This is a genomic window from Pseudoalteromonas sp. Of11M-6 (genome assembly GCF_022347905.1).
In the GTDB taxonomy this organism is placed as follows: Bacteria; Pseudomonadota; Gammaproteobacteria; order Enterobacterales; family Alteromonadaceae; genus Pseudoalteromonas.
The window spans coordinates 1-21,496 of the sequence record NZ_JAKRFW010000049.1; the positions used below are offsets into that span (position 1 = coordinate 1).

The following is a 21,496-nucleotide window of genomic DNA, read 5'->3' on the forward strand; positions in this document are numbered from 1 at the left end:
TACGCACCAATAGCTGGCTATTGGAAGTGAATTCAACGCAGTTAGCGCTAAAACTGGCTGCTAGAAAGGCATTAATTATCCGCAGCTCAGGTTATTTAGCACACCAAAGCAAAAAATCAGTTAATTTAGCTAATTTGAACTTAAAGGAAACACCAGTAATAAAAGCAGAGTAAAGTGCAAGTACTTTGCTCTGCTGCTGTTGACTAGCTTACTGCTCTAGATAACAAATAACCGCTGCTTGCTTAGGGTTGCTTTGTGTATCTTCAATCAGATAGCTCGCTTTTTTACTGTTTTGGCATAAACACATGTCATAATGACTGATCATGTAAGCATTACCTACAGCATCTTCATCCGTTTTTTGGATGCTACAGGTAGGCTCTCTCCAAATTGGATCCCAGCCGCTTTGGCCAATGGCAACAATTTTAATGTTTTGTTGAGTAACGAGTGCTTTCGCCTCTTCTACTTCTTGAGCAGATACAGACAATGCGGTGAATGCAACGAGTGCGGTGATTAGCTTTTTCATTTTTCATCCTTAATTTAAGTCAGCGCTATAGATAAAAACAGCAAAATACTGTAACAGTAATCAAAATATTGAATAAAAGCTCTATAGCGCTCGCTATTTTATTCATTAAATATGACAACTCAAGAATAAATTCATTAAATTTATAAAAACAATTTAAACCTTAAAACTTCATCATAAAAAATCTTGCCCACATACGTATACCCACACCTTTTAGGTCTCTTACATTTAGAATAAATAGAAATATAAAACACAGCTAAAATAACAAAAATGAATAACGAAGTTTAATTCCATTTACCTTAATAGCGCAATTTACACAACAAACTCACACACTTTAAAAAATAACAATTTCATTAACGTAAACACCATCATTTTTTTAATTCCGAATAACACAAGACATAACTCAAGAAACAAAAACCCGACCATGATTATTAAGATAAATTACTTTTCACACATTCAGAATATTAGTACATAGAGCATTTACACCAAAACTAATTCAATAAAACTCAAATATCAAAATTAGACAAACAGCATTAAAAATAACAAACTTTATTACTTCATAAAAAACAACAATAAAATTATCTAGGTTAATTTAGTCAAAATAAAATCATTAGCATCTAAAGAATTTCAATGTTTGAATACGCAACTTGTGAACGCAGTGTAATTAAAATGTGTACAAACAAGCTTTTAATTGCCTATTTATCATACTTCTGCATTAAGGTTTTTTGAGATGAATGACTTTTCTTCAAGCACTTGCTTTGAACTTGTCTCTGAAGCACTAGAGGATATCGAAGCTCTTCATGACGAGCTTCAAGGTATTGATGAGGATAAACATACCAGCCACCGCGTTGTTGACATCGCAAGGCAGTTAGTCGCATTTAAGTCGATCACACCAGATGATGTTGGTTGTCAACTGTGGTTAGCACAAGAGTTACGAGCTTTGGGCTTTTCAATCAAACACTTACCCGTTCGTGATGTAAGTAACTTAGTCGCAAGCATAGGTTACAACAGCGATGCTAGGTTTGCTTTTCTTGGTCATACCGATGTAGTACCGGCCGTAAGTGCACAAGATTGGCAGTTTAACCCTTTTAAGCTGACAGAACACAATGGCTGCCTCTTCGCTAGAGGTATTGTTGATATGAAAGGCGCTATTGCCGCATTTTTCTGTGCAATTGAGGCTCTAGTGAGAGAATTTGGAATACCGGAAAAAGAGCTTTGGTTGCTACTCACTAGCGACGAGGAAGGCGAAGCGGAACACGGAACCAAGCGGATCACTCAGTTTTTAAAACAGCAGCGTATCACATTTGATTTTACCTTGGTCGGAGAGCCAAGCTCAGAAGCGCAAGTAGCAGATACACTGAAAGTCGGCCGCCGTGGTGCTTTGTCTTTTACCATCAATTTACATGGTAAAAGTGGACATGTGGCTTACCCTCAAAAAGCGACCAATGCCATCCATCTAGCGCAAAATATTATGCAAGCATTATTGTCAATGGATTGGCCTAAGCACTGTGATAACTTTGACTCGACCACACTACAATTCACTCATGTAAATTCTGGCGATTTTGTTGACAACATCATTCCAAGCCAATGTCAGCTAAATTTTAATATCCGTTATACACCCGCATACAACGAATATGAATTGGTCCAGCTGGTCAGAGAAACCATCGAAAAACATACACTCAATTATGCATTAACGACCAATAACTCCTGTAAACCCTATTACTGCGTAAATAATGATGAGATCCCTTCTTCATCCCTCGCTATCGTCTGCGATGAAATCAACAACCAATGTCATTTCACACCAAAACTCTCGACCGCAGGGGGAACATCGGATGGCCGCTTTATTGCTGAAATATCAACCTCAGTATTAGAACTTGGATTGGTGAACAAAACCATTCATCAAATAGATGAACACACAACAACATCCGACTTAATCCAGCTTCAACAACTTTACTACGGCATCTATAAACGCCTGCTCTACCCTACGCTTCATGTTCACTCAACCACTCAAGATGAACTGCTGCAACTTCGCTAATTAACAGAAAATAGATAACTTCAAGGAATGCATTATGGCAATCGAAAATGAACGCTCTGTTCGCCCCGCAAACGACACGCTACCGATAGCAATTATTGGCATGGGTTGTCGTTTCCCAGGTCACGCGAATAGTCCTGAATTGTTTTGGGAAAATATTAAACATGGTGTCGATTGCATCATAGAAACCCCAGAGTCGAGATGGAATATCGATACTCATTATTCGTCTGTCAAAGCGAATAAAGGCAAGTTGAGCTCAAAATGGGGTGGCTATATCGATGATATCGATAAGTTTGATCCAGCATTTTTTGGGATCACGCCTCGTGAAGCCGAGTTTATGGACCCTCAACAACGTAAACTGCTGGAGGTAACTTGGGAAGCGTTGGAAGATGGTGGGCAAAAGCCATCTGAACTCGCAGGAGAGTCGGTCGGCGTTTTCATGGGTGGGTTTACGCTTGACTATAAAATCATGCAATTCACTAACCCAGATTTTGACAACATTGATGCTCACACTGCGACAGGTGTTATGATGACGATGCTTTCTAATCGCATCTCTCATACTTTTGACTTTAATGGCCCCAGCATGTCCATCGATACTGCTTGTAGCTCCTCTATTGTCGCATTAGATATGGCCTGTAAAAGCCTACAGACCGGGGCAAGTAATATGGCACTCGCAGGTGGTGTGCTATTACATTTGGCACCACAATATACAGTATCCGAGTCTAAAGGCGGTTTCTTATCTCCGACTGGTTTTTCTCATGCTTTTGACGACTCCGCAAACGGTTATGTCCGCGCTGAAGGCGCTGGCGTCGTTGTGCTCAAGCGCTTAGATGATGCGATTAAGGATGGCGACCCAATTCATGCGGTGATCTTAGCCACCGGTGTAAACCAAGACGGTAAAACACAAGGGATCACGGTGCCAAACGGCGATGCCCAATTGCGCTTGATGAAAGAAACCTATGCCAAAGCGAATATTGACCCCGGTAAAGTGCAGTACATTGAAATGCACGGCACAGGCACGCCTGTTGGCGACCCAATTGAAGCAAAGTCAGTTGGAACACTCCTTGGGATCAACCGTAATCAAGACGATAAATGCTACATTGGCTCAGTAAAAACCAATATTGGCCATACCGAGGCAGCCGCAGGCATGGCTGGTTTGTTCAAGGCGGTCAAAGCCATTCAAAACAAACAGATCCCACCGCATTTACACTTAAAATCAATTAATCCTAAGATTGATTACGCCAATGCGCCGTATGAGATCCCCACTAAACTTACACCTTGGCCTAAGCATCAAGGTTTAGCCGTTGCGGGGGTAAACTCCTTTGGTTTCGGTGGAACCAATTCCCACGCGGTTATTCAAGAATTTGTTGCGCCAGAAGTACCATCAATACCTCCAGCAAATGAGAATGGCCTAAAACTTTATCCATTGAGTGCAAGAGATCAACACGGGATCCATCGCTTTGCCAGAGCGCATAATGAATTTTTGCAAGACAGCGATGCATCACTCAGTGATATTATCTACACACTGGGTGAGCGCCGTGAACATCACCAATATCGTCATGCAATTTGTTTCAAAAATGCAGAGGATCTGCAACAACAACTGCAAACATTAAGTCATGATGCTGAATTTGCGGCGGCCAGTACGTTGCGCACGCTGAAAAAAGATGAGCAAAAACTCGTATGGGTCTTCACCGGCATGGGGCCACAATGGTGGGCAATGGGCCGTGAGCTGTACCAATCAGAGCCAACTTTTAAAGCGATGATCGATGAGTGTGATAGCTATATGTCAGCGCTTACAGATTGGTCATTGGTTGATGAAATGCTTGCCGATGAATCAGCGTCAAACATGCAATATACTTGGCTTGCTCAAACGGCAAACTTTGCCGTGCAAGTTGCACTTGCAGCAATGTGGCGTCAACACGGCATTTCCCCTGATGTCATTGTTGGCCATAGTACCGGTGAAGCGGCGGCATTTTATGAAGCCGGGGTCTACTCATTAAAAGATGCTTGCACCATCGTAGTCCATCGTAGCCGTTTACAGCATCAATGCCGCAACACAGGTAAAATGATGGCGGTAGGACTCTCTGACAGTGACGTCACACCTTATCTCAACGACCAAGTTGAAATTGCAGCGGTAAACAGTCCAAACTCTGTCACCCTAGCTGGTGAAGAAAATGCGTTACACAGTATCGAAACACAACTGAGCGAAGCTGGTGTGTTTTGCAAGTTTCTCCGCGTTGAAGTGCCCTATCACAGCCAGTTTATGGAACCGATTAAGACCGAATTGCTCGAGTGTTTAGCTGGTATTCAAGCTAACACCGCACATACTCCATTGTATTCAACGGTAACAGGAACACTTGCAGAGGGACCTGAGCTTGATGCTAACTACTGGTGGCTCAACGTCCGCCAAGCCGTGCGTTTTGTTGATGCCACCCGTGCAATATTACAACAAGGTTACCAAGCATTTTTGGAACTAGGTCCACACCCTGTGCTTGGCGCATCTATTGCCGAAACCGCAGAAGAACAAAGTTGCTCAAGCGTTGTCGTCTCGAGTATGCGCCGTAAATCCGACGAGCAACACACCTATTACCACGCCGTAGCTCAACTGTTTGGTTTAGGCTTTGAATTAAATTGGTCAGCCATAAATGGTCGAGGTAAGTTCACTACGTTGCCAACTTACCCGTTCTTGCAAGAACGCTTTTGGACCGAGCCTGAGTACTTTAATCAAGTGCGTTTAGGGCAAAGTAACCATGCTTTCTTGGGCCGTAAACGCAGTGAAGCTGAACATGTTTGGAACGCGGTAACCGACACAAATCGCGATAGTTTTTTAAGCTGTCACCAAATCCAAGGCAATACCCTCTTCCCCGCTGCTGGCTTTATTGAAATGGCGTATGCTGCAGCCAAAGAAACTTGGGGCAATGGCAGCTATGCACTCGACCACTTTGTCATCGATAAAGCGTTATTTTTGAATAATGAACACGCTCCCAATGTGCAATTCATTTTGCACCATGATGAACCGAATTTTAAAGTGGTAAGCCTCGAAGATGGTAAAACGACCCGCCATGTTCAAGGGACAATCCGCCGAGTACAAAGCGCCAACCTTGCTGAGCCTATTGATCTCAATGCTATTCGTAGTGCCGCTACCAGCGCGCAGCAGCACGATGAGTTTTATGCACACCTAAAAGAGTTTGGTTACGAATATGGTCCATGTTTTAGAGCCATTGAACAGATCTGGGCAACAGACAACGGCGTGCTTGCCAAAATCTCTTGGCCTACTCAACTTGAGCGAACAACACAATTTACCCTACACCCAAGTCTACTAGATGCGTGCTTCCAGACGTTAGTATTTACAGAGCTTGCAAGTGCTAATGCTCAGCAATTCTCTATCCGCTTACCAGTGATGCTAGAGCAGATCCTGCTTTGCGGGCAGAACAATACTGACTTTTGGTGTTATACCCAAATCACTCATCGTGACGACGAAAAAACGGTCGGTGATTTATACCTCTGTGATGAGTCTGGTCAAGTCTTTGGTGTTATCAAAAACTTTATTGCACAAAGCGTTGACTCCGCTGCAAGTGGGATCACCACCAGAACCATAGATAGCTGGCTTTACCAAGTCAATTGGCTTGCAGAGCCTGATCAGGAAATACAAGAAACTGACACATCGGGGCGTTGGGTGCTCCTCGCAGATCAATCAGGAACAGCCGAACAGGTAGCTGACCGTTTAGCTCAGCTTGGCCACTCTAGCTGTATCGTTAAATCTGGAGAATATTTTGATATCGACAGCGACCATTGTCATGCATGGCTAGTTCCCGATTCACGGGATCACCTGTCACAACTTATCGAGACTTTGGGCAAACAAGAAATTCGTGGCGTTGTGCATTGCTTTAGTCTAGATAACAGCGCGATAGAATCACTGACCCTTGCTCAGCTGCAAAGAGAAAAACGTCAGTCGCTACATTCATTGCTAAATCTAGCCAAAACCGTAATTGAACAAGACTGTAAATTCCCGCTTTACGTGGTAACACGCAACGCCAGCCTCGTTAATAGTGAGCAACTTACCGCGGTGATGTCCGCTTCGTTAACTGGATTTAGCCGAGTGCTCGCACAGCAAGAGCTGGTTGATAATTGGGGTGGCCTCATCGATGTTGATGGCCAAAATGATGCCGAACATATCACAGCTAGATTATTAAGTGACCGCCAAGAAGGGGAAGTTGCTTTTAGGGAAAATCAGGCCTATGTTGCTCGTTTAGAGCAGGCAACGTCACTTCAACCCGCCTTCCCAACTCGCGTGCAAAGCCATAAAGCACAGTTGATCACGGGTGCATTTGGTTCAATCGGTCAGTTAGTTTGTCAGCTACTCGTCGATAGAGGTGCACGAAACCTCATTTTGCTTGGTAGGAGTCAATTACCTGAGCGTAAGAGTTGGTCAGAACTTACCTCAAGCGACCGTAACTATGATCGCGTTCGGTTTATTCAACACCTTGAAGATCAGGGCGTTAATGTCTCGTTATGGCAGACAGACTTAACTCGAGAGCGTGAACTTCACGCGGCCCTTGAGTCTTATCATCTAAGTGCACAAGCACCGATCAACGGATTATTTTTCTGTGCTGGTATCGTCAATGACACCTTACTTGGCAATATGGATACCAGAGCATTTGACGGTGTGTTTGACACCAAAGCGATTGGTGCGTTGATGCTTCACAAAGCACTCAGTAAAGTTGACCTCGAACATTTTGTACTCTTCTCCTCTGTCGCGGCTCAAGTCACTACCGCAGGACAAACAAACTATGCTTCTGGCAATGCTTTCTTAGATGCCCTCGCCCACTACCGTCGCAATCAGGGTCTTCCGGCGCTGAGTATCAACTGGGGTCCTTGGGCTATTGGTATGATTGAAGAGTTGGGTCTCGCCGAACATTACAAGAACCAAAGGGGCATGAACTGCATCTCACCAAGTACGGGGATGGCTGTGCTTGAACGTATTCTAGACCAAGATCAACCTCAACTCTTAGTGTGTGACGCCGATTGGTCCAAAGTAACCAATTGGTATGCAGGAAAGCCGAGTTTATTTAGTCACTTGGCTACCCAAGAAAACGACAAGCAAAGCCACCAAGAGCAAGAGTTTGCTCCTTTATACCAGCAAACAGACAGCGCGCTTCGGTTACCGCTTGTTGCCGATCATCTCGCTAATGCTGTCAGCCAAGTATTACGCTGTAAACGAGAGCAAGTGGAATTAGATCTATCGCTCGGTAATCTCGGTATTGACTCTATTATGGCAACAGAACTGAGAAATAAGATCACCACCCATTTTGGTGAAACCCTAACGATTGTACGCCTACTAAGTGGTGCATCTATCAACGAATTAAGTATAGAGCTTAATGACAAACTCGTTGAGTCGCTTGGCTTTGAAGTCATAACCACAGAAACATCGCAGGTTCAGCCGGTTTCCGAGACCAAGGTTAACTCTATTATCGTATCTGATGCCAATGTGGAAGCTGAGTTCCCACTTTCCTATGGACAAAAAGCGATTTGGTTTATCAACCAACTCAACCCAAGTAGCGCTTCCTACAATATCGGCGGCGCGATGCACATTCCTAGTGCCCTGAATATCGACGCGCTGAAAAAAGCCCTTAGTGCTGTAGTTGCTCGCCACCCAATGTTAAGAACAAACTTCTTCTTTAAAGATGGCGAACCCTATCAAAGAGTCTGGACTCATCGCGAGGATGCACTGCAAGTCATTGATGTACATGGTAAGTCTTGGGAAGATATTCAACCTATGATGATTGCAGACAATGAACAGCCTTTCGACCTTGAGCACGACCCGCTGTTTAGACTGTATTTGTATAAGCAGAATGATCAAAGCTACTACTTTGCAGTGACGATTTATCACATCATCTCAGATGCATGGTCAAATTACATGTTTATCGATGAAATGCAGTCACTATATGCGCATTTTGCAAAAAGTGAACCGTTAGCACTCAGCGAGATAACGTCAAGCTATGAAAAATTTGTCGATTGGGAAACACGCTTTGTTCACTCTCCACGCGGCGCGGCAAACTATAAGTTTTGGCAGAATCACTTACCTGCTGAGATCCCCGTATTAGACCTTGCAACCGACAAACCTAGACCTGCGGTACTCACCAACGTTGGTGATTCATATCATTTTGAGTTAGATAAAGCCCTCACGTCTTCATTGAATACCCTTGCAAAGGCACAAGGGTCCACCATGTTCATGGCGTTGCTTAGCATCTATTACGCAGTCATGCATAAATATACTCAGCAGGATGAGATCATTATTGGCAGTCCCGTGGCCGGTCGTACAAATCCAGAGTTTTCAAACGTCTATGGTTACTTTGTGAATCCCCTACCGCTATGCGCAAGGTTTGATCCTGAAACGCACTTTACTTCGCTTTTAGCGCAGGTGAAAGACATTACCCTCAACGCACTAGATCACCAAGAATATCCGTTTGCGCTGTTAGTGGATAAGCTTGGTATTGAACATGATGCCAGCCGCTCTACGGTATTTCAGGTCATGTTTGTAATGCTCAATCACCGCGTTGAGCAATCGCATATGGATGAAAATAATGTCGCGTACTATAAGGGCTTTCCTATGCAATTCATGGAACTGCCTGAAGAAGAAGGTCAATTTGACATTACGCTTTCGACCTATGAAGAAAATGGCGTGTTCAAAGGCACATTAAAATATAATACCGATCTATTCGAAACCGAAACGATAGTGCAGCTGGCTCGGGACTATATCGCACTGACGCGAATGGTCGTTGATAGTCCAAATCGGCCACTTTCGGAGCTTGCCTTAACAAGTCCAGACGCAATAGATGCCTTGGCGACATTTGCTGAAAGTCAACAAAACGCACCTGCATTACCGACTTTGGTCAGCCAAATAGAAAATGCGGCGCAACATAGTCCTGAGCTTCCTGCCCTCAGCATTGCCTGTGGAACAAATGCCGGAGAATTGGCTGCTACTTTGAGCTATTGCGAACTGAATGGTCAGGCAAATCAGTTGGCGCGACTAATTAATTCGCAGCTAGATAACCAACCTAGTCAAACGATTGCCTTACATTTTGAAAAATCTATCGCATTAGTTGTTGCTTGTATCGCTACGTTAAAAGCAGGTCATCATTTTGTGGTAATTGACCCGCAGCAACCCAATGAACGCAAGCAACTGTTGCTTGAGCAAAGTCGCTGCGCGTTACTACTTTGCGAAGAAGCGCTAACATCAGATCACCCTACACTACTTTGGGAAAGCTTCCAAAGCCAACGAGATGAAATCAGCGAGCACAATTTGGCGTTAAATCATCAGCCAAATGACATCGCGTATATTGTCTTTACTTCTGGCTCTACGGGTACGCCAAAAGCTGTCCAGGTCAGCCATCAAAACTGGGCTACGATCGCTGTGGACTGGTTAGCCCAATTTGATTTAGCACCCACCTCTCATCATTTACAATTGGCCAGCCCAACCTTTGATGTGTTTTGTGGCGATCTCGCGCGCGCATTTTACAATGCGAAGCACTTAGTGTTGTGTCCTAAAAATATGATGCTGAACATGCCGGTGTTGTATGACCTCATTGAGACACAGCAGATTGATACGGTTGAGTTTGTGCCCTCTGTGGTTCGTAATCTCATCTTATTCGCAAAGCAAAGTCAGGTTGGATTCACCAGCTTACGTAGAGTGATTGTTGGCTCTGAGCAATGGCAAATCGCTGAATACCGCGCACTCAAAGGATTGCTACAAGAAGATGCTCGACTATTTAGCTCCTACGGCACATCTGAAGCAACCATAGACAGTAGTTTCTTTGAGGAATCAGAGCAGTACTTAGAAACCAGTGCAACGGTGCCTATCGGCAAGCCTTTCAATGCAACGCAACTTATCTTGCTCGATAAGCAAAACCAATTAGTATCCAGTAACGCAGTCGGCGAAATTGCAATTGCGGGGCAAGGCATAAGTCTTGGCTATCTCAATAATCCAGAGAAAAATGCCAGCCAATTTATCCAACTTCCCGTGTCAGAAAATAGCACCCTACGGGTATATAAAACAGGTGATTTAGGTAAGTGGGACAAACACGGCAACCTACATATTCTGCAACGTATCGACAACCAAGTAAAAATACGAGGTCACCGCGTTGAGCTTGGAGAAATTGAGTCTAGCATCAACCAGATCCCAGGGATTAAGCGAAGCTATGTAAAAGGGATAGAAGTACACGGGCAAACCCAATTAATTGCCTACTTTGAGTCGGATCTTGCGGTCGGTACTGAGTTTGTCCTCGAGCAGTTAGAGAACCAGCTACCAAGCTATATGGTACCTAGTAAGCTGGTTGCTATTGATCAATTTCCATTACTGAGTAACGGTAAAATCGATGCAGCGGCATTACCACAGGTTGAACTCGCCGAGTTGGTAAGAGCATTCGTAGCGCCTGCCACCTTATTTGAGCAGCAGCTCGCTGAGATTTGGTCCAATATGCTAGGGCAAAAATCCATTAGTCTTCATGATGATTTTTTTGCCCTTGGCGGTAACTCTTTATATTTGATTGAGCTAATGGTCAGGATCCAATCAGCCTTCAGCATCAAAATGGAAGTTAATCAGCTATTTAGATTTACAACCTTACATGGCATGGCGAGTGCAATTGAAGATGTAGTAACAGGAAAAGAAACGGGCGCGTCCCCTTACCTTATCTTCAATGCGGGTCAATCTACTCGTTTATTTGCGCTACCACCAGCGGGTGGTTACAGCATCGTTTACAAGGCATTTGCCGACGCATTGCCTAACACTGAAGTGATCTCTTTTAATTACCTCGAAAGTGACACTAAGGTTAGCGACTATGCCGACCAAATTATGCAAATTCAACCTCATGGCCCCTATACCCTATTTGGATACTCCCTTGGCGGTAATTTAGCCTTTGAGATTGCTAAGGAGCTGGAAAACCGAGGTCAACGTGTCGGGGATGTGGTGATCTTAGACTCATTCAGGATCACCGAAACAGTCAAAATGCGGGAGCAAGACTTCGCGCACTTTGAGCAAGAGTTAAAAGCACATTTCGCCCGCCACACCGGCTCAAATACGGTACACGAGCATACACTGGCACAAGCGAGAGACTATATCGATTGGTGTTATAAAGTGAAAAACCTAGGTCAGGTTCACGCAAAACTGCACTTTATCGTCGAGCAAAATGCACATGCAGAAGCTGCTCGTCTAACCAGTTGGGATGCAGCATCAGACGCCGAAGTCATTACCTATCAGGGAGTTGGTAAACATGAGGAAATGTTGATGCCAGATATGATGCAGGCAGGCAACGGCGCAATTATGCAAAGTATTCTACAGGATACCCAAAGCCAAGCGGTAATAGCAACAAACGTGGAGTAACAGCTCGCCCCAAAGCCATCGCTTTGGGGCTTTCTAACGACTTTAAGGACAGAATTATGACCACACAAAGACAATCTATGATCATCATAGGTGCCGGTATGGGTGGACTCTCAACCGGTAGCTATGCACAAATGAACGGCTACAAGAGCGTGATCTTAGAACTGCACGATATTCCCGGCGGCTGCTGCACATCGTGGGAACGCAGAGATTATATTTTTGATTGGTGTATTAGCTGGCTACTGGGTAGTGGCTCAGGCAACGGCATGAATCAAATCTGGCAAGAGTTAGGTGCGCTGGATGATAAAGAAATTAGAGACTTTGAAATCTTCAATTCAGTTATTGATGAGGAATTAGGAGAAGTACATTTCTACGCAGATCCAGATAAACTCGAAGCCCACCTTTTAAGCATTTCTCCCGCAGACAAGAAACTCATCACACAATTTTGCGATGGCATTCGTGAATTCGTCAAAATGATAGACGCTTATCCTTTTCTTGTGCCAGTGGGCATTATGTCACGCTGGCAAAAGCTAAAGATGATGTGGCCGTTCATCAAAAAATTTAATTTAATCCGCAAATCCATGGCGACATTGATGTCGGACTTTGCCGCTAAGTTTTCACATCCGCTGCTGCAAAAGGCATTTAACGTTATCTTTTATGAGCAACATCCCAGTTTCCCGCTATTACCTTTCTATTTTAATCTGGCCTGCGCAGCGAAAAAAAATGCAGGTGTGCCCGAGGGTGGCTCGTTAGGTCTCGCGCAATCGATGGAAGCAAGATATAAAAAGTTGGGGGGTGACATCATATACAACACCCGAGTACACAAGATCTTGGTCGAAGACAACAAAGCCATCGGTGTTGAACTCAGCGACGGCCAAAAAATGTATGCCGATATCGTGATCTCAGCATGTGACGGTACGGATGTGGTAAAAAACATGCTTGATGGCCAGTATTCCAGCCCTGTGTTAGACAAGCTATACGACGAGTTAAGGGAGACCGATGGTCAAATGTTCCCAGGATACGTCTCTGTATTTTTGGGGGTAAACAAGGACTATACCCATCAACCTCATTGCCGCACCCACTTGTTAGACCAACAAGATCTGGTCCACTGCCCTGGTATGACGCACCCGGGGATCAATGTGCAGGTGCGCAATGTACACTACCCGCATATCGCCCCAGAAGGCAAATCCGTGCTTTATATCACTTACTTCTCAACCTATGAGCCATGGGCTGAATTAAATAATTTCCAAGAAACAACGGCGACTAAACGCCATCACACTAGGGTCAAGCGTAGCGTTCAATATCGCCTCGCTAAAAAGACCTTAGGTGAATTTATAATCGATAAGCTCTCCACTCATTTTGAGGGACTAAAAGAGCATATCGAATATATCGACATCGCAACCCCTTTGACTCAAGTTCGCTATACCCGCAACAGCAAAGGAACGGTATTGGCGTGGCAGCCATTTTTGGAAAGTGGTGAAAGTTTAGAAGACGAAATAAATGCCAACGGGACAACGGGACTGCCAGGCCTTAGCAACTTTTATATGGCTGGTCACTGGGTGACAACCGGCGGGTTGATCCGTGCAGCAGCTACAGGCAGACATGTTCTGCACTTTGTATGCCGTGATGATGACAAGCCGTTTCAGGCTTGGATCGGTGAAAACCCACTACACCAACCTCAATCTTATAGAGAACAAAAGCAGCATGTTGCTTAACCAAGAGAATTAAAAGGAAATATTATGAGTACTCGTATTGGCCTATTTTATGGCAGCACAACAGGTAACACTGAGGCCGCAGCAGAATTAATAAAAGCAAGCTTAAACCAGTTTACCATCGACCTCTTTGATATAGCAGATACTGAATTAACCTTAACCGAGAACTATGAATTTTTGATTTTTGGTATTTCAACGTGGGAATACGGTGGTTTACAGGATGATTGGGAGTCACGTTGGGAAAGCCTAGCACAACAGGATTTCAGCGGAAAAATCGTGGCTATCTTCGGTCAAGGCGATCAAGTTGGTTATGATGAGTGGTTTCAAGACGGTATCGGCATCTTACACGATAAACTAACCGAACAAGGCGCCACAGCAATTGGTTACTGGCCAAATTCAGGTTATCACTTCACCAAGTCTAAAGGGTTAAGTGAAGACGGCAGTGAGTTTCTCGGCTTGTCGCTTGATGATGATAACCAACCAGAACTTACCGAGCAGCGCATCAACGACTGGTGCCAAGAGATTGCCGCCGTGCTTCAAGAACTTACCTGCGAAACAGCTTAAGGCGCACTTTGTGTTTTCGCTCGGCGGGCTAATTCGATATTTAAAATGGCTAGTCGAGCATCATTAAAAGAACGAAACTATGTCCGAACAACAAAAGTCTGTGATTATCATTGGTGCTGGTATGTCTGGTCTTGGTACCGCTGCTTATAGCCAAATGAATGGCTATCAATGCACCGTCTTCGAACTGCATGAAACGCCGGGAGGGTGTTGCACCTCTTGGCAACGAAAAGAATACACTTTCGATTGGTGTATCAGCTGGTTAAACGGCACGGGAACCAACAACGAAATGGCAACCATCTGGGATGAGCTAGGCTGCCTTGAAAACGTGCCTATTTACAACACTGAGATATTTAACTCAGTCGTCACGGCTAACGGCGAAAAGATCCGCTTTTATGTGGATCCAGACAAGTTAGAATCCACCCTGATTGAGCGCTTTCCTGAAGATAGCAAACTAATCATTGAATTGTGTGGACATATCCGAAAACTACGCAAGTGTATGCCGTATTTCCCTTTTCTTAAAAGTGGTGGCTTGATGACATGGTGGGAAAAAAGCAAAATGATGTGGCAATTGCTACCCTATATGCGCACCTTTATGAAAACGCTTGCTGTCACTATGGAAGACTTTTCTAAGCGTTTTTCAAACCCCACGCTAGCGGAAGCACTCAACTGGATTATTTTTGACCGCCATAGCGAGCTACGATTAATGCCCTTTGTCTTTAATTTAGCTTGTGCTGCAAACCAAAATGCAGGAGTACCTAGTATTGGTTCATTAGGCCTTGCGAAGCGATTGGCAAATCGGGCAAAAGAACTAGGGGCAAACATTCATTATAAAAGTAAAGTCGAGCACATTCTCACCGACAATAACCGCGCGGTTGGTGTGCAATTAGCCGATGGCTCTGTCCATTACGCTGATTATGTTGTCGCCAGTTGTGATAGTTACAAACTCACTCGTAAGATGTTGCAAAATCGCTACCCTCACCCTGTGCTGGATAAGCTTTTCACAAAGCTAGAAGAAGATGCAAACAGCGTGGTATTTCCGGGCTGTGTTGCGGTATTTATTGCGGTAAATGCAGACTATTCAGACCATGACCCTTATACCTCTTACTTATTACCCGAATCGATTTCGCACCAACTGGTCGGTAATTATCATAGTGGGGTTGGTGTGCAAATCCGCAATACGCTATATCCAGATCATGCACCAAGTGGCAAGTCAGTTCTTTACGTCACTTATTTATCAAAAAGTGACGTATGGCAAGCGATGGAGCAAAGCGTCGTGCAATCTACCTCTTCAGGGCAAAGTCGTAATCCATATACACGTAAACGCCGTTCACCCGAATATAAGCAAGCAAAGAAAAAAGTGGGTCAGGCGATAGTCGAGTTCCTTAACCAATATTTTGAAGGCCTTACAGATAAAGTTGAGTTTATAGATGTTGTAACGCCATTAACCAGTGAACGTTATACCGAGAACCACAATGGGACCGTTTTAGCTTGGCACCCTTTTGCGCCACTGACAGAAGAATTAGAGAATTACCAAATCAAGCATGGTCCTACTTTCCCGAATCTAGACAACTTTTATTATACGGGGCAATGGAGCACATTTAGCGGCGTAACACACTCAACGGCAAGTGGCCGCTATGTTGCACAATACCTTTGTCGACAAGATAAAAAACCATTTAGGGTTTGTTATCCAGAACAGCAAAACACAAAGCAGCACATCACCAATGAGGCAGACAATTATGCCTAGTCCACTCAAAAACCAACTTCGTAGGTTTTGTGCTATTACTTGCTACCCTTTGATCGTTTTGATCCTTATTGGTTACAGTATCTTTGTCTTACAACAAGGCATTGACCTTGGATTAGCAGCATTCTCTAGTGTGCTTATCATCATTGCCTATTTTATTATCATGGAAAGACTAAACCCGTTTAAAACACAATGGCATCCCAGTAAAAAGGAATGGAGCAGAGATGGCTTGTGCTTTATTCTCGTCATCGTATACGGGGCGTTTAGCGAGACACTAGTGCGAGTAATTGCACTCCAGCTCGCCCCTATCGAAAATACTTTGAGCTTGGCACAAAATGCCATTCTAGCCATTCTCGTCGGCTCGTTTATCGGGTACTGGCTACATAGATTAGAACATCGGCATCTGTTTCTTTGGAGCTTTCATGGGATCCATCATCGGCCTAACAAAGTTACGGTAAGTAATAACTCTGTCGTTCACTTTCTGGAAGTATTGTTAAGCGCGCTAGTTATACAGACTACATTTCTATTGCTTGGTTTCTCAGCCGAAGGAATGTTCATTGCCGGTCAATTTACTGCTCTGCACGGATATTTCATTCATGCCAATGTAAACGTTCGTATGGGATGGCTAAACTACATCGTGGCAACACCAGAGCTCCATCGTTTCCATCATAGCGTAGAATTGAAAGAGGCTGGAAATTTTGGTTCTGATTTGAGTATTTGGGATCAGTTATTCGGAAGTTTCTTTTACCGCCCAGATAGTAGTCCAATTCAAGTTGGAGTTACTAAGCCATATTTATTTCCAAGTGCCTTTGAGGTTGCTAAAGGTATTCTTCATCCATTTCGATGGTTCATCAGTAAACGTGGAAATAGACCAAGATACACCAAATCAACTCCGCTACCTCAAGAATATGACATCGAGTCACGTTCCACTCCCTCAACAGTAGATATTCGGAAAAGGTAGCTGCATGAAAGATCTAACTCAAGGTTCCTTACCTAAGCATCTAGTAGCTATGGCGCTACCCATGTCAATTGGGATGTTTGTGCAAACACTTTATGTGCTTACCGATCTCTATTTTGTTTCAGACTTGGGCAGTGCTCCAGTCGCAGCGCTCAGTTTAATTGGCAATATCATGTTTTTGATTTTCGCCGTCAGCCAGATTTTGAATGTCGGAACCGCAACATTAGTTGCACATGCGGTAGGAGAAAAGGATCAGTCCAGCGCCAATCTTGTATTTAACCAAGCACTATTCGCTTCCGTGGTACTTGGTACCATCTTGCTACTAACTGGTATCTATGGCATCAAATCTTATCTGCACATCACCAGCGAAGATCCCGCCACCACAGAGGCAGCATTAAGCTACTCATACTGGTTTTTACCCTGTTTAGTGCTGCAGTTTATTATGACTACAATCGGTGCTGCACTGAGAGGAACTGGTGTTGTAAAGCCAATGATGATCGCGCAAATCGGCTCTCTTATTATTAATATTATTCTGTCGCCCATCTTAATCTCGGGATGGCTATTCGGAATAGAAATGGGCATTGCAGGTGCGGGGCTGGCCAGTTCCATTTCTGTTGTGATAGCCATGCTTTCACTTTGGTTTTATCTCAATTACGACAGGCGTTATTTGGTGCTAGATAGCCAATTGTTTCTAACGTTTCATCGTCACACCATAAAAAGGCTATTTTCAGTGGGTTTTCCAGCAGGTGCAGAACTTATTCTGATGTTTGTTTATATGTCGACAACATTTTGGGTATTAAAAGATTTTGGCACCAATGTACAAGCCGGATTTGGAATTGGCTCGAAAGTGATCCAAGCTCTGTTTTTGCCCGTGATGGCCGTCGCATTTTCACTGCCTGCAATAGCAGGACAAAATTACGGCGCAGGGAACTTCAAACGATTTAGACAGGCATTCTATTGGTCTCTGGTCGCGACGTGTAGCTTGATGTTGGGAGTTTCCTTACTCGCAGCACACTTAGGTGCTCAACTCGCCATGCCATTTTCAGAAGACCCACAAGTCATCGAACACACCCGTTACTTTCTATATGTCGTCGCTTGGAGCTTTATCGCAACGGGGGTTATTTTCACTTGTTCGGGATTGTTTCAAGCCTCAGGTAATACGTGGCCACCACTTTACAGTAACACCACAAGGTTATTTACCTTTGTTCTGCCAATCATTTGGTTAGTAAAACAACAGCAACTTACGATTACGGAACTGTGGTATATCACGGTGTTAAGTGTGGTAGTTCAAGCCCTTGTGAGCCTTACGTTTGTGGCTTTCTCGCTACGCGCGACCTACAAACTGCCAGCCACTTTCACAGCAACTAAAAAGAACCTATTGAGTTAACAATGAGCCAAGTCACATTACAAACATGTAGAGATTGCATAGATTCAAAATGGCTAGTTTTATTAAATAAGCCTAACACTATTCGTAAACAACTCATTTGCTTTCCTTTTGGCGGCGCAGATGCAGCTGTTTACCAAAATTGGGCAGAAAAACTACCAAAGGATGTCGCTTTATATGCACTCCAAGCCCCTGGGCGAAAGGAGCGGAGTCATGAAGCTGCCATTGATAATATTCATACCTTGGTCGCAGCAATAGCATCTATTTTGAGCGAAGCAACGCCATTACCCAGCGTTTTTTACGGTCATAGCAATGGCGCTTATATTGCGTATGAGCTTGCCTTAGCACTTCAACATAGCAGCTGTAATATCGTTAAACACCTGTTTATTGCAGCAAGGAAGGCACCGCAATATGCGATAAGAAAATCCCCCTACCATACTCTTGACGATAAGAAGTTCATTGCGGCGGTAAATTTAATGGGCGGTTTACCACCGGCTTTGCTCAATGATATCGAACTGCAACAACTGATGCTGCCAACGTTAAAAGCGGATTTTAAGCTAGGAGAGACCTATCAATACGACTCGGCTTGTAAACTCGACGTGCCTGCAACCGTGTTATATGGTACTCGGGATAAAGCAGCAACAGGGACGGATATGCACCATTGGGAAAGTTGCTTTAAACAAGGTATCACGCCTAAAGCGATACCTGGACGGCACTTTTTTATGCTGGATTCCTCGGCTTTGGTGCTAAAAGAAATCAACGCGGTGTTAGAAACACTGAGCCCCTTATAGTTGGGGCTCTTTGGTTACTTCAATTTGCCTAATGGCCAATCCTTGAATTTCTATTACTTTAAACTTAAAGCCATCAACTTCTAACGCCTCTCCTTCGACAGGAAAATGCTTTAGCCTGTGGATCACAAAACCGGCTAAGGTTTCTATGGCTTCAATCGGTTCAAACTCGTACTCAATCACCGAAGCTTGAAAGTCCTTAATCGACATATCACCCTGCACTAGCCATCGGGTGTTATCCTTTTGTCTAAATTGGGCTTCTATTGCTTGGTCGTCTTTCAGTGCAATTAAATTCAAGATGCTGGATAACGTTACCATCCCGACCACTGTTGAGAATTCATTGATCACCACCGCACAGTTGCTTTCATGACTTTTCAACCCATCTAGCGCATCGGAAAGGCTTAGAGTATCAAGTAAAATTACCGGCTTATGGAATTCTTGTTGTTGACCATCCAGTAACGGCTTTTTAGCCAAAATATTACTAAGCAGTTGCTTTGCCTCCGGTGCAGCTATCACTTTGTCGAGCGAGCCGTCACACAGCAAATACTGTTGAAAACTGTGCGCTTGAATTAACGTGCTCAAGTTTTCTTCTGATTCTTGAATGTCTAACCACACGATTGCATCGCGATTGATCATCGCTTGGGTAATATTAGTCTGGTTAAGGTCGAGCACATTGCCAATGATATTGTACTCGTGTTCGCACAGTTCACCCTGCTCAGCACTTTGATCAACCACCGCATAAATATCATCACGCGTTACCTGTTCGTCACGCTCATTTGGTAAATTGAATAGCTTTATAATCCAATCAGCGAACACGTTAAATAGCCAGATAATAGGCTTAAAAATCCATACACTGGCAAGCATAAGATGGATAAATCGCATCGCGATAGTTTCTGGGATAACCATAGCTATTCGCTTTGGCAATAAATCAGCGAACAGTACAAATAACGATGTGATCAGTAAAAACGACACCACTGTGGATATTTGCAATAACATCGAGGCATGAGCCGCAACATCGGCAAACATAAAACTCGCAACCCAGTTTAGTAGTTGTAATACATAAGGAGTAAACACCGACTCGCCTATCATACCCGCAACAATTGCCAAGGCATTGAGTACCACCTGTACCGCAGCAAAAAACTGATGCGCATTAGCCTGCAAATACAATACTTTCTTGGCTCTAACGTCACCAAGATCAAATAAGGTTTGTAATTTAACTTTGCGTGCCGCTGCCAATGATATTTCACACAGCGCGAAAACTGCACTCAAGCTAATGAGTAACAACACCCAAAAAAAGTCCACAGATACACCTAAAAAAGAAAGCGAGAATTCGACGCGATGTATACGCCTATTTTATGACTTTAGCAATGTAATTCGCGTCAAATAATTAAATTTTTGTCGCCTATCTCGTACTGTTCGCGACGAATAAAAAAGTACGTCAAGGAAGGAAAATGACAAAATTGATACACTCTCTCAAATTAGCGCTATGATATGCTTGTCAACGGCACGTTCAACCTATCATGAGATCACTACGAGGCGTGTAAAACACAAATGCTATTAAGTTAAGTCCAAGAGCACCAAGCGAGATAAGAGCCAAATCGCAAGTTTATGGTTTTAAATCCGGCCGCGCTTCTGCAAAGCTTGTTGGTGACAAATACGACAATGGCGAGCTCAACTTTACGCACTTCGGAAAATTGAGTTATCTACTCGCAATTAATTTCGATGTTAAGAGGAGCCTCTTTGAAAAAGCATCTAAAGCGGTTACAACACCTTTAAAAAAACAGCCAAAGGTGCTTTTTCCTCCTTGCCATCTCTGTTATCGCCACTATATTTATTGGTAAATATAGGTGCTTCAAGCACTAAATGATAAAGAAATAGTACAACGTCATAATGCACTACTGTGCTTTTTTATCAGAGACGCTTTCATAATATGTTGAGGGCCAGCAGGACCACCGAGGTATTTTTCATTTGTGTCTTCAAATCCACCTTTTAGGTAACAGGTAATCGCCGCTGGGTTTCTACAATTTACGGTTAAATATATTGACTCAAACTCTGGATAACTTGCCTGCGCATAGGGGACCAATGTACTCGCGGCTAATGTCCCTAGACCCTGACCTTGTCGCTGGCTATCTATGACAAATGCTCTTAAACCTAAACCGCTTTTTGGGCAAAACGAATATGTGTTCGAATATGCAATATCAAACTTAAAATATCCGATAATTTCATCAGCCACCTTTATGACATGCAAATGGGTGGTCTCACTTTGATGTTCTAAAAATGATTCAGCGGTACCGGCAAATTGAATTTGCTCCTCCGCAAGGTGTACTCGTTTCACTGCCTCTACATGAGTTGCGGTGAATGGCGCTAAGGTCAGCATGACTAAATCCTTCGTTGTCTAAGAGTTATACCATAACATAATAC

General features: G+C 43.8%; 11 protein-coding genes. 8 read left to right on the plus strand and 3 right to left on the minus strand.

The genetic code is table 11. The features are described from left to right. Positions 1-208 precede the first annotated feature (208 nt). A complete protein-coding gene (locus tag MHN32_RS19355; protein WP_010604891.1) occupies positions 209-523 on the minus strand; it encodes a hypothetical protein in 315 nt (104 codons plus the stop codon). Between the two features lie 727 nt (positions 524-1,250). Here MHN32_RS19355 and dapE point away from each other — a divergent pair. The 8 genes from dapE to MHN32_RS19395 all read left to right on the plus strand — a co-directional run bounded on the left by dapE (position 1,251) and on the right by MHN32_RS19395 (position 19,078). Further along, positions 1,251-2,555 carry a succinyl-diaminopimelate desuccinylase gene (gene dapE / locus MHN32_RS19360; protein ID WP_239422561.1) on the plus strand — a complete coding sequence of 435 codons (1,305 nt, stop codon included), beginning with the start codon at positions 1,251-1,253 and terminating at the stop codon, positions 2,553-2,555. 34 nt (positions 2,556-2,589) lie between these two features. After that, entirely contained in the window at positions 2,590-11,931 is a 9,342-nt protein-coding gene (locus MHN32_RS19365) for a hybrid non-ribosomal peptide synthetase/type I polyketide synthase (protein WP_239422562.1), read from the plus strand. A gap of 56 nt (positions 11,932-11,987) precedes the next feature. Then, positions 11,988-13,643 carry an NAD(P)/FAD-dependent oxidoreductase gene (locus tag MHN32_RS19370; protein WP_239422563.1) on the plus strand — a complete coding sequence of 552 codons (1,656 nt, stop codon included), beginning with the start codon at positions 11,988-11,990 and terminating at the stop codon, positions 13,641-13,643. 24 nt (positions 13,644-13,667) lie between these two features. Further along, positions 13,668-14,204, plus strand: a complete 537-nt coding sequence (gene fldB / locus MHN32_RS19375; protein ID WP_102056894.1) for a flavodoxin FldB — start codon at positions 13,668-13,670, stop codon at positions 14,202-14,204. A gap of 79 nt (positions 14,205-14,283) precedes the next feature. After that, positions 14,284-15,948: an NAD(P)/FAD-dependent oxidoreductase gene (locus tag MHN32_RS19380; protein ID WP_239422564.1), complete on the plus strand. Its 1,665-nt coding sequence runs from the start codon at positions 14,284-14,286 to the stop codon at positions 15,946-15,948. Then, complete coding sequence (locus tag MHN32_RS19385; RefSeq protein WP_235368143.1) at positions 15,941-16,906, plus strand: sterol desaturase family protein; 966 nt, start codon at positions 15,941-15,943, stop codon at positions 16,904-16,906. The genes MHN32_RS19380 and MHN32_RS19385 overlap by 8 nt, the downstream gene beginning before the upstream one ends. 4 nt (positions 16,907-16,910) lie before the next feature. Next, positions 16,911-18,290, plus strand: coding sequence for an MATE family efflux transporter (locus MHN32_RS19390; protein ID WP_235368144.1), 1,380 nt, complete (start codon positions 16,911-16,913; stop codon positions 18,288-18,290). A 2-nt stretch (positions 18,291-18,292) separates the two neighbouring features. After that, positions 18,293-19,078: a thioesterase domain-containing protein gene (locus tag MHN32_RS19395; RefSeq protein WP_239422565.1), complete on the plus strand. Its 786-nt coding sequence runs from the start codon at positions 18,293-18,295 to the stop codon at positions 19,076-19,078. Here the strand turns inward: MHN32_RS19395 and MHN32_RS19400 are convergent. Next, the gene (locus MHN32_RS19400; protein ID WP_069022505.1) at positions 19,073-20,377 is read right to left on the minus strand and encodes a hemolysin family protein; all 1,305 of its coding nucleotides are present in this window, start codon (positions 20,375-20,377) and stop codon (positions 19,073-19,075) included. The genes MHN32_RS19395 and MHN32_RS19400 overlap by 6 nt on opposite strands. Positions 20,378-20,960: 583 nt before the next feature. After that, positions 20,961-21,452: a GNAT family protein gene (locus MHN32_RS19405; protein WP_239422566.1), complete on the minus strand. Its 492-nt coding sequence runs from the start codon at positions 21,450-21,452 to the stop codon at positions 20,961-20,963. Positions 21,453-21,496 lie beyond the last annotated feature (44 nt).